The 10,932-nt window shown below is 75.3% G+C and carries 8 protein-coding genes; all 8 read right to left on the reverse strand.

Annotation, left to right across the window (positions count from 1 at the left end; genetic code table 11):
- Positions 1-5: 5 nt before the first annotated feature.
- The 8 genes from murD to mraZ all read right to left on the reverse strand — a co-directional run bounded on the left by murD (position 6) and on the right by mraZ (position 10,490).
- A complete protein-coding gene (murD, locus tag ACFFKU_RS06295; protein ID WP_380136562.1) occupies positions 6-1,598 on the reverse strand; it encodes a UDP-N-acetylmuramoyl-L-alanine--D-glutamate ligase in 1,593 nt (530 codons plus the stop codon).
- Positions 1,580-2,668: a phospho-N-acetylmuramoyl-pentapeptide-transferase gene (mraY, locus tag ACFFKU_RS06300; RefSeq protein WP_380136563.1), complete on the reverse strand. Its 1,089-nt coding sequence runs from the start codon at positions 2,666-2,668 to the stop codon at positions 1,580-1,582. The genes murD and mraY overlap by 19 nt, the downstream gene beginning before the upstream one ends.
- Positions 2,665-4,065, reverse strand: a complete 1,401-nt coding sequence (locus ACFFKU_RS06305) for a UDP-N-acetylmuramoyl-tripeptide--D-alanyl-D-alanine ligase (protein WP_380136564.1) — start codon at positions 4,063-4,065, stop codon at positions 2,665-2,667. The genes mraY and ACFFKU_RS06305 overlap by 4 nt, the downstream gene beginning before the upstream one ends.
- A complete protein-coding gene (locus tag ACFFKU_RS06310) occupies positions 4,062-5,672 on the reverse strand; it encodes a UDP-N-acetylmuramoyl-L-alanyl-D-glutamate--2,6-diaminopimelate ligase (protein ID WP_380136581.1) in 1,611 nt (536 codons plus the stop codon). Before ACFFKU_RS06310 ends, ACFFKU_RS06305 begins: the two co-directional genes overlap by 4 nt.
- A gap of 170 nt (positions 5,673-5,842) precedes the next feature.
- Positions 5,843-7,780: a peptidoglycan D,D-transpeptidase FtsI family protein gene (locus tag ACFFKU_RS06315; RefSeq protein WP_380136565.1), complete on the reverse strand. Its 1,938-nt coding sequence runs from the start codon at positions 7,778-7,780 to the stop codon at positions 5,843-5,845.
- A 63-nt stretch (positions 7,781-7,843) separates the two neighbouring features.
- Entirely contained in the window at positions 7,844-8,467 is a 624-nt protein-coding gene (ftsL, locus tag ACFFKU_RS06320) for a cell division protein FtsL (protein ID WP_380136566.1), read from the reverse strand.
- Positions 8,464-9,810: a 16S rRNA (cytosine(1402)-N(4))-methyltransferase RsmH gene (gene rsmH / locus ACFFKU_RS06325; protein WP_380136568.1), complete on the reverse strand. Its 1,347-nt coding sequence runs from the start codon at positions 9,808-9,810 to the stop codon at positions 8,464-8,466. The genes ftsL and rsmH overlap by 4 nt, the downstream gene beginning before the upstream one ends.
- Before the next feature lie 248 nt (positions 9,811-10,058).
- Positions 10,059-10,490 (reverse strand): division/cell wall cluster transcriptional repressor MraZ, encoded by a 432-nt coding sequence (gene mraZ / locus ACFFKU_RS06330; protein ID WP_380136569.1) that lies wholly within the window; start codon positions 10,488-10,490, stop codon positions 10,059-10,061.
- Between the last annotated feature and the right edge of the window lie 442 nt (positions 10,491-10,932).

Consider the following 10,932-nt stretch of genomic DNA (forward strand, 5'->3'; position numbering starts at 1 on the left):
CCGGATCAGCCCGCCAGGTGGCGCCGGACGGCGGCGGCGAAGGCGTCGCCCCGGTGCCCGTAGGAGTCGAACTGGTCCATGGAGGCGCAGGCGGGGGCCAGCAGCACCGTGTCACCGGGGCGGGCCAGCTCCGCCGCGCGGGCGACCACCGCGTCCATGAGGGTCTCGGGGCTCAGCACCCCGCCAGTCTGGGCGAGATCGACCGGGACGACCGGGACCTCGGGGGCGTGTCGGGCCAACGCCTCGGCGAGCAGGTCGCGGTCGCGGCCGATGAGCACCGCGGCCCGCAACCGGGACCCGTGCTCGGCCACCAGGTCCTCGAACCGGGCGCCCTTGGCCAGCCCGCCCGCGACCCAGACGACGGAGCCGAAGGAGGCCAGCGAGGCGGCCGCGGCGTGCGCGTTGGTGGCCTTGGAGTCGTCGACCCAGCGGACCTCGCCGCCCTCGACCGTCTGCACGGCCACGGTGGCCACCCGGTGCGGGGCCGGCACGAACCCCCGCAGCCCGTCGCGCACCGCGACCTGGGCGACCCCGGCGGCGCGGGCCAGCGCGGCCGCGGTCAGCGCGTTGGCGACCGTGTGCGGCGGCACGGGTGCGCCCTCGACGGAGAGGTCGGCCAGGGTCGCGAGCTCGGCGGCGTTGGAACGCCGCTCGGCGATGAAGGCGCGGTCGCACAGCACGTCCTCGACCAGTCCGAGCATCCCCGGCGCCGGGGTCCCCAGCGTGGTGCCGATGGCCCGGGCCCCCTCGACCACGTCGGCCTCGCGCAGCAGGCCCTCCGACGCCGAGACCCCCTCGGCGGCCACCTCGTAGACGCAGGCGACCTCGGTGTTCGCGTAGACCCGTCCCTTGGCCGCGGCGTAGGCGTCGGCCGACCCGTGCCAGTCCAGGTGGTCGGGGGCGATGTTCAGCAGCGCCGAGGCCAGCGGCCGCAGCGAGGCCTCGGTGTCGGTGGAGAGCCAGTGCAGCTGGTAGCTGGAGAGCTCCACGGCCAGCACCTCGAAGCCGTGCGGGTGGCGCAGCGCCTCGACGATGGGCGTCCCGACGTTGCCGCAGGCGATCGCCCGACGCCCGTCGGCGCGCAGGATCTCGGCCGTCATCTCGACCGTGGTCGTCTTGCCGTTGGTCCCGGTCAGGGTCAACCAGGGGGCGGCGCCCTGCGCGGGGCGCATCCGCCAGGCCACCTCGACGTCGCCCCAGACCGGCACGCCCGCGAGGCCCGCCGCGCGCAGCAGCGCGGTGTCCGGGCGCCACCCGGGCGAGGTGACGACGAGGTCCAGGCCGCCCCACCCGCCGGGCACGGTCTCGCCCACCGGCGCGACGAGGTGCTCCGGGCCGAGCAGGACCCGGGCCCCGAGGACGTCGAGGAGTTTCGCCTTCTCCTGCTGCCCCGGACCGGTGGCGGCGTCCAGGACGGTGACCTCGCAGTCGGCCTCGAGCAGCGCGTCGGCGGCCGCGAAACCCGAGACGCCGATCCCGAGGACGAGGACGCGCAGGCCCGCCCAGGGGCTGCTCGCGTCGCGCAGCTGCCGGACCCGGTCGGTGTCGTCGGCCCGGGGTTCGGGATTGCCCAACCAGCTCAACTGCCGACCACCCATTGCGCGTAGAAGATGCCCAGACCGACCGAGACGAACAGCCCGGCGATGATCCAGAACCGGATGACGATGGTGACCTCGCCCCACCCGGCGAGTTCGAAGTGGTGCTGCAACGGGGCCATCCGGAACACCCGTTTCCCGGTGAGCTTGAACGAGCCCACCTGCAGGATGACCGACAGCGTGATGAGGACGAACAACCCGCCCAGGATGATGAGCAGCAGCTGCGTCCGGGACAGGATCGCCAGCCCGGCCAGCGCACCGCCCAGGGCCAGGGACCCGGTGTCCCCCATGAAGATCTTGGCCGGGGACGCGTTCCACCAGAGGAACCCGAAGCAGGCGCCGACGAGCGCGGCCGCCACCACGGCGAGGTCGCGCGGGTCGCGGACCTCGTAGCAGCGCGCCTCCAGCGCGGTCAGCGGCGAGTAGCAGCTCTGGTTGGACTGGAACGTCCCGATGAGGACGTAGGCGGCGAACACCATCGTGCAGGCCCCGGTCGCCAACCCGTCCAACCCGTCGGTGAGGTTCACGCCGTTGCTCACCGCGGAGGTGATGAGCAGCGCCCAGATCACGAACAGGATCGTCCCGCCGATCGCGCCGAAGAACGCGAGGTCGAGGGCGGTGTCGCGCAGGAACGAGATCTGGGTCGAGGCCGGGGTGGCCCCGTCCGCCGAGGGGAACTGCAGCGCGAGGACCGCGAAGACCACCCCGACGATGCCCTGGCCGACGAGTTTCGAGCGGGCCCGCAACCCCAGGCTCTGCTTCTTGGAGATCTTGAGGAAGTCGTCGGCGAAGCCCACGATGCCGAGGCCGGTCATCAGCAGCAGCACGAGCAGGCCGGAGGCGGTCGGCGTGCGCCACAGGACGAGGTGCGCGACACCGTAGGCGAGCAGCGTCGCCAGGATGATGACGGCCCCACCCATCGTCGGGGTCCCGCGCTTGGTGTGGTGGCTGGTCGGGCCGTCGTCGCGGACGAACTGCCCGTACCCGCGCCGGACGAGCCAACGGATGTAGAGCGGGGTCCCGAACAGCGAGAGCACCAGGGCCACGGCCCCGGCGACGAGAACGGTCCTCACGCGGGCACCTCCGCCGTGCGCAGGGCGGCGGCGAGGGTGTGCAGCCCCGCCCCGTGGGAACTCTTCACCAGCACCACGTCCCCGGGCCGCAGCTCGGCCCGCAGCAGGTCCAGCGCCGCGTCGGTGTCGGCCACGAACGCCGCCTCCTCACCCCAGGACCCCTCCATGACGGCCCCGGTGAACACCGGGCGGGCCCCGGCTCCGACCACCAGGACGCGGGAGACGTCGAGGCGGACCGCGAGCCGGCCGATCGCGTCGTGCTCGTCGCGGGAGTCCGGACCGAGCTCGAGCATCTCGCCGAGGACCGCCCAGGTGCGTCGCCCGCCCGCCATGCCGACCAGGGCCTTGAGCGCGGCGCGCACCGACTCCGGGTTCGCGTTGTAGGCGTCGTCGACGACCGTGATGCCGTCAGTGCGGCGCAGCACCTGCATCCGTCCGGGGCTGCCGGCCTCGGCCGCGGACAGCGCCGCGGCCACGCCCGCCACCGGGAGGTCCAGCCCCAGGGCGACGGCGGCCGCGGCCAGGGCGTTGCCCACCTGGTGCTCGCCGTGCAGCCGCAGCGCGACCTCGCCGTGCTCCCCGTCCGGCCCGACCAGGGTGAAGCGGGCGCGGGCCTCCTCGTCCAGGCGGACGTCCTCGGCGCGCACGTCGGCGTGCCGGGAACGGCCGAAGGTCAGCACCCGGGCCCGGGTCCGCCCGCGCATGGCCGCGACCCGCGGGTCGTCGGCGTTGAGGACCGCGAGGCCCTCGGGCGCGAGGGCCTCCACCAGCTCGCCCTTGGCCTGCGCCGTCGCCTCGATCGAGCCGAACTCGCTGGCGTGGGCGCTGCCGACCGCCAGCACCACCCCCACCCGCGGCGGGGCGATGCGGCAGAGCTCGGCGATGTGCCCCACCCCCCGCGCGCCCATCTCGACGACCAGCGCCCGGGTCCCCGCGTCGGCCCGCAGGACGGTCAGGGGCACCCCGATCTCGTTGTTGAGGTTGCCGTGCGGGGCCACGACGGGCCCGAGCGGGGCGAGCAGGCCGGCCAGCAGGTCCTTGGTCGTGGTCTTGCCCTGCGACCCGGTGACCCCGACGACCACCGGGTCCAGCCCGGCGAGCACCGAGGCGGCCAGCGCACCCAGCGCGGCGACCCCGTCGGCGACGACGACGACGGCCGCCGTCGCGGGCACGTCGACCGCGCGCTCGGCCAGGATCACGGTGGCCCCCGCCGCCACGGCGGCGCCCGCGTGGTCGTGACCGTCCACCCGCTCCCCCGGCAGGGCGACGAAGACCGCGCCCGGCCCCGCCCGGCGGGAGTCCACGACGACCTCGCCGTCGGCGAGAACGTCCGGCGGACCGGACACCACCCGACCGCCCGTCGTCGCGGCCACCTGGGCCGCCGTCAGCGGGATCACGCTGCACCTCCGGTGCTCGGTGCGCTCGCGCGCAGCAGTTCGGCGGCGACCTCCCGGTCGTCGAAGGGGACGGTGACGCCGGCGGTCTCCTGCCCGCTCTCGTGGCCCTTGCCGGCCAGCAGCACGGTGTCCCCCGGGCCCTGGGCGGCGGCCAGGGCGGTCGCGACGGCCTCGCGCCGGTCGGCGACCTCCAGCACGCGCACCCCCGGGCCGGCCGCCGGACGGGCCCCGGCGAGCACCGCGGCCCGGATGTCGGCGGGGACCTCCGAGCGCGGGTTGTCGTCGGTGACCACCACGACGTCGGCGAGCCCGGCCGCGGCGGCGCCCATCAGCGGGCGCTTGACGCGGTCGCGGTCACCACCGGCCCCGAGGACGACGACGAGCCGGCCCGGGGTCTGCGCCCGCAGCGTGGTCAGCACCCGGGTCAGGGCGTCCGGGGAGTGCGCGTAGTCGACGACCACCACCGGGGCGCGGCCGGCCAGGGCCGGCGGGGCGGGGACGAGCTGCATCCGCCCGGGCACCCCCTCGGCGCGGGCGAGGCCCGCGGCCACCTGCTCGCGGGTGAGGCCGAGGCGGAGCCCGGCCACGGCGGCCAGCACCGCGTTGGAGACGTTGAAGGACCCGGGCATCGGGCAGCGCAACCGCCACGGGGACGACCCGTCGGCGGGCACGAGCTCGACCGTGGAGCCCTCGCGCCCGGCGTCGAGCACGTCGACCGTCCAGTCGGCGTCCCCCGCGCCGGGCTGGGTGCGGACCCCGGTGACCGGCAGCCCGGCGGCACGGGCCTCGTGCAGCAGGCGCCGGCCCCAATCGTCGTCGAGGGCCACGACGCCGTGCCGGGCCCGGGCGGGGGTGAACAGCGAGGCCTTGGCCCGGAAGTAGTCCTCCATCGTCGGATGGAAGTCCAGGTGGTCCTGGCTGAGGTTGGTGAACACGGCGACGTCGACCACCAGCCCGTCGACGCGGTGCTGGGCCAGGGCGTGGCTGGACACCTCCAGCGCGCAGCCGCGCACCCCGGCGTCGCGCATCCGGGCCAGCAGGGCGTGCAGGTCGGGCGCCTCGGGCGTGGTGCGGACGCTGGCCACGCGCTCCCCGGCGATCCGGGTCTCGACGGTGCCGAGCAGCCCGGTGCACCACCCGGAGTGCCGCAGGACGGCCTCGACCAGGTAGGCGGTGGTCGTCTTGCCGTTGGTGCCGGTGACCCCGACGGTGCGCAGCCGGTCGCCGGGTCGGCCGTGGATCGCGGCGGCGAGGTCGCCCAGCACGGCGCGGGGGTCGTCCACCACCAGCGCGGGCAGCCCGGCGGCGAGGACCCGCTCGGCCCCGGTCGGGTCGGTGAGGGCGGCGACCGCGCCGGCGGCGGCGGCCTGCGCCGCGAAGTCGGCCCCGTGGGCGCGGGCCCCCGGCAGCGCGGCGTAGAGGTCTCCCGGGGCCACCCGGCGGGAGTCCAGGGTCGCCCCGAGCACCTCGCGCGCCGCGGGGTCGGCGGCGGGGTCGGTGGCGGCGGAACCGGGGTCGCCGGTGCGCAGGACGGTGGCGAGCGAGGCGGCGAGGTCCGCCAGCCGCAGCCGCCCACCGGTCCGGTCCGGAAGGGAACCGTCGGTCATCGGCACGGGTGGAGGCTACCCGTCCGTCCGGCGCCGACCGGTACCCGACGGGCCGGGACCGGGTCCGGGGACGGCACGGACCGGGCGTGGGCCGGCAGTGCCGGCGCGCGGGGCGGGCCGGGTCGCGGCTCGGGTCAGCGACCGGGTCAGCGGGCGGGTCAGGGGGCGGGTCACCGGGTCCCGCCGCCGGGGGTGCTCGCCGGGGTCGGGGCGCCGGTGGACGTCGTGCCGTCCGCCGTGCCGGCATCCTCGGAGGAGGTGGTCGGACCGGCCTGCGCCCCCCAGAACAGCGGCAGGTCGGCCGGCGGGACGGTGGAGGGCTCCACGCCGCGCTCCTGCAGGGCGTAGGTCATGACGTCCTTGAAGACCGGCCCGGCCGTGGAGCCGCCGTAGTAGCCGTTCTTCGGGTCCTGCAGGATCACCGCGACGATCAGGTCGGGGTCGTCCGAGGGCGCCATCCCGATGAAGGACGCGGTGTAGCCCCGGTAGCAGCCGCACTCGGGGTCGACGCGCTCGGCGGTCCCGGTCTTGCCCGCCACCTTGTAACCGGGGATGTTCGCGGCGGCCGCGGTGCCGTCCTCGCCGACGACCGCCTCCATGATCTGGCGCAGCTCGGTGGCGGTCTTCGTGCTCACCACCCGTTCGCTGCTCGGGGTCGGGGAGGCGGTGTAGTTGCCCTCCGGGTCCGACGTGCCGGCGATCAGCGAGGGCGAGGTGCGCACCCCGCCGTTGGCGATCGTGGCGAAGACGGACGCGGCCTGGACGGCGTTGACGGTCAGGCCCTGCCCGAACATCGACGTGAAGTACGTGGTCTCGGTGTAGTGCTTGGAGTCCGGCGGCCATACGCGACCCGCGGTCTCCCCCTCGAAGCCCAGCCCGACGGACGTCCCGAATCCGAACCGGCGCTGGTAGTCGTAGAGCTGCTGCTGGCTCAGCTTCTCCCCGGCCATGATCGTCCCGACGTTGCTGGACTGGGCCAGGATCCCGGCGAGGGTGAGCTGGTGCACCGGGTGCGGGTGGCTGTCGTGGAACGTGCGGTCGACCTTGTCGATCTCGTCGGGGACCGTGAACGGCGACGCCGGGGTGACCAGCCCCTCCTCCAGCGCCGCGGCCAGGGTCACGACCTTGGCCGTCGAACCGGGTTCGAAGGCCTGGGTGAGGGCCGTGTTCTGCAGGGCCAGCGGGTTGCGGCTGGTGGTGTCGGTCGGGTCCAGGCTAGGGGCCGACGCCATCGCCAGCAGCCGCTGGTGCTTGTCCATGACGACGACGGTGCCGCTCTCGGCCTGGGACTTCTCGACCTGGGCCTCGATGGCCGTCTGGGCCTTCCACTGCAGGTCCCGGTCGATCGTCAGGTGCAGCGCATCACCGTCGACGGCGGGCTGGGTCTCGCTCTCCCCCAGCGGGATCCGCTGCCCTCCACCGCTGCGCTCGTACCGTTCCAACCCGTCTCGCCCGCTCAGCAGGGAGTTCTCGGCGGCCTCGAGCCCGGACAGCGGGACGTCGTGGTAGATCGTCGTGCCGGCCTTCTGCTCCTGCTCCGGGGTGCCGAGGATCCCCACGAGGGTGGAGGTGGACGCCCCCGCCGGGTAGACGCGCTGGGTCGTGCGCTCCGAGGCGATCCCGCCGATGTCGAGGGCGTCGATCTGCTGCCACACCTCGGGGGTGACGTCCTTGGCGACGACCGTGTACTGCCCGGTCCCGGTGAGCTTGGCGGTGAGGGTGGCGACGTCGACGTTCAGCAGGGGCGCGATGAGCGCCGCCGCGCCCGCGGGACCGACGCCGAGCTTCTTGTCGCGCGGGGACCCGTCGGTCCGCTTGTTGAAACCGGCGATGGCGGCCGGCGAGGCGATGACCGTCCGGCGCTCCACCGAGGTCGCGAGCAGCACGCCCTTGTCGTCGACGATGTCGCCGCGCATGGCGTACAGCGGGACCGCGCGCGTCCGCTGCTCCAGCGCCCGCCCGGCGAGGTCGGCGGCGTCGGCCCCCTGGAGCTGGACCAGTCGGAACCCGAAGACCGACAGGACGAGCAGCACCACGAGGACCCAGGCCCGCAGCCGGCGCTCGGGGCGCAGGCCGGCGACGGCTCGGGACGTGCGGCTGGGACTCACGGCTGACCTCTCGTGGTGCGGGTCCGGGTCGCGGACGACCCGGCGGGGAGCTGGGGTCGGCGCTCAGCGGCCGGAGCCGACCTCGACCTCGACCTGAGGGTTGGCGTCGGCGGTGGCGTCCGGGGCGGTGGGGCCGGTCGCGGTGGTGCCGGTCGCGTCGCCCGCGGGGGCGTCGGTCTCGACCTCGGTCCCGGGCTGCGCGGCGGCCGCCCCGGTGCCCGCGGTGACGGCGGGGTCGGCGGGGTCGGTGGACCCCGGGGCGGGGACCGCGGGCGCGGGGGCCTGGGCCGGGGTCGCCTCGCCCAGCGTCCCGCCCGCCGCCAGGTGCACGGTGGAGGGGGCCGGGACCATGCCGAGCTCCCCCGCGCGCTTGGCCAGCTCGGCCGGGGCGGCCGCGGCGGCCAGCGCCTCGGCCGCCGCCTGCTGCGAGTTGGCCAGGTGCTGCGAGCGGTCCTGCAGGTCGGTGATGCGGTAGGCGTCCCCGGCGATGCCGATGTTGGTCATCAGCAGCCCGAACAGGCCCAGCGTCAGGGCGACGACGCACGCCACGGGCAGCGGCACGCGCAGCCGGACGCGGGCGGGGGGCGCGACGACGCGCAGCGAGGGGCGGTCGGCCCCACCCTCCTCGGGGCGGGCCCGGTGCCCTCGCAGCGGCGCGTTGCGCGCCGCGATCAGGGGCTGGCTCATCCCTGCGTCCTTCCGTCGGTTCCGCCGGTCCGGCGGTCTCGGTCGTTCCTGGTGCGGTGCGGGTCGTCGGGGCGACCGGGTCCGTCGGTGACGGTCCGGCGTCTCCCCCGGTCCCGCGACGGTCCGCGGGGATCTCGGAGCGACCCGGGTGATCCGTTCCGACCCTCGAAATCATCGAGGGGTCGACGCAGCACGGCGCGGAGGCGCGCCGAGGCGGCGCGAGGATTCTCGGCGAGTTCGACGTCGTCGGCCGTCACCCCGCCGCGCAGCAGCAGTTCCCCGGGGGGCAGCGCGTCGACGGGGACGACCGGCAGGTCCGGCGGCGCGGAACTCGTGCTGAGTTCGCGCAGCACGGTTTTCGCGATGCGGTCCTCGAGGGAGTGGAAGGTGAGCACGGCCAAGCGCCCCGAGGGGGCGAGCCGGGAGAATGCGGAACGCAAAGACCGTTGCACCACAGCGAGTTCGTCGTTGACCTCGATGCGCAACGCCTGGAACGTCCGTTTCGCCGGATTGCCCCCGGTGCGCCGCGTGGCGGCGGGCACGTTGGCCCGGACGAGTTCCACGAGCCGGGCCGAGGAACGGAACTCCTCGCGTTCCCGCTCGCGCACGATCGCCGAGGCGATCCGGCCGGCGAAGCGTTCCTCGCCGTAGTTCTTCAGGATGCGGGCGAGGTCGCCGTGGGAATAGGTGTTGAGGACGTCGGCCGCGGTGATGCCGCGGGTCTGGTCCATGCGCATGTCCAGCGGCGCGTCGCGGGCGTAGGAGAACCCGCGGTCCACCTCGTCGAGCTGCAACGAGGAGACCCCGAGGTCGAAGAACACCGCGTCGACGACGTCGAGGCCGAGGTCGTCCAGGACGTCCGGGAGGTCGTCGGAGACGGCGTGGACGAGCGTCACCCGCTCGCCGAAGCGGGCCAGCCGGGTCCCGGCCAGCGCCAGGGCCTGCGGGTCGCGGTCGACCCCGACCAGTCGCAGCCGGGGGAAGCGGTCCAGGAGCGCCTCGGCGTGGCCCCCCATGCCCAGGGTGGCGTCGACGCTGACCGCCCCTTCGTGGGCCAGGGACGGGGCCAGGACCTCGGTGCAGCGCTCGAGCAGGATCGGGACGTGGCGCTCCTGCGCGGGACGCTCCGCGGGGGTGCCTGCGCCCGCGGCAGGGTCCGGACCGGCGGGTGCCGCGGACGTTCCGGACGCCACGGACGGCGCCGGGGTCGGGGCAGGGGTCGGGGCAGGGGTCGGGGCAGGGGTCGGGGCAGGGGTCGGGGCAGGGGTCGGGGCAGGGGTCGGGGCAGGGGTCGGGGCAGGGGTGACGTCGGTGCGCTCGGAGGGCTCGGGGGTCTCGGGCACGACGTCTCCTTCCGGGAGCGGGCACCGGCTGCGCGGGCGGTGGTGGCGGGACGGGCGAGGCGACGGGCGGGCGACGGGTGGAGCGGGCGGGGCGAGGAAGGGGCGACCGGGGCGCGGGCCCTCGGTCGTGGTCCCCATCCGCTCCGGTCCGTCCCTGGCGCCGGGGAAGTGGCGTCAGGACCGGAGGAGCGGCTGGAGGCCGCGTCCGAGGGGCCGACCCTCGAGTTCAGGTCGAGGGTGAGGGTGGGTCAGAACAGTCCGGGCAGCACCTCCTCTGCCTGGGCGGCGAAGGCGGGCTCCACCTCGTCGAGGTAGCCCTGCCACACCTGCAGGTCCCAGATCTCGACCCGGGAACCGGCCCCCACCACGGCCACGTCGCGGTCCAGGCCGGCGTAGGCCCGCAGCATGGGCGGGACGGTGAACCGCCCCTGCTTGTCGGGCACCTCGTCGGAGGCCGCGGAGAGGAAGACACGGGTGTAGTCGCGCGACGCCTTGAGCCCGAGCGGCGCGGCGCGCATCCCCTCGTACATGGCCTCGAACTCTTCCGTGGTGAAGACGTAGAGGCAGCGGTCCTGCCCCTTGGTGATGACCAGCCCCTCGGAGAGCTGGTCGCGGAACTTCGCCGGGAGGATCAGGCGGCCCTTCTCGTCGAGCCGGGGCGTGTGGGTGCCCTTGAACACCGACCACCACCCCCGCCCCCGGACGGTCCCACCACGACCGGTTCAGCCGCTGCCCTCCACGTTACTCCACTTTGCTCCACCGTCAATCGATGCTCACGGTGCGTAACCCCCACTGACAGTCATCTCCGCAGGTCAGCGTCGTGCAGGTGGTCCCTCGGGTGATCCGGGCCGGGTCGAGCACCATCTGTCCCACACACCCCGTTCGCCTCGCAGACCCCTTCCTCCCCCTCGTTCCGGGCCCGATCCGGGGTCCGGAGAGCCCTGCGGGGTCCGCGAGGCGCCCGCGGGGGTGTCCGAGCGGGTCGGGTGGAGCGAAGTGGGGGTCCGCCGCGGGCGTCGGCCGGACGGGGTGGAGCGAGGTGGGGCTGCGAGGTGGGGCTGCGAGGTGGGACGGCGGGGTGGGACGGCGGGGTGGGACGGCGGGGTGGGACGGCGGGGTGGG

This window comes from Kineococcus gynurae, assembly GCF_042433995.1.
Classification (GTDB): domain Bacteria; phylum Actinomycetota; class Actinomycetes; order Actinomycetales; family Kineococcaceae; genus Kineococcus; species Kineococcus gynurae.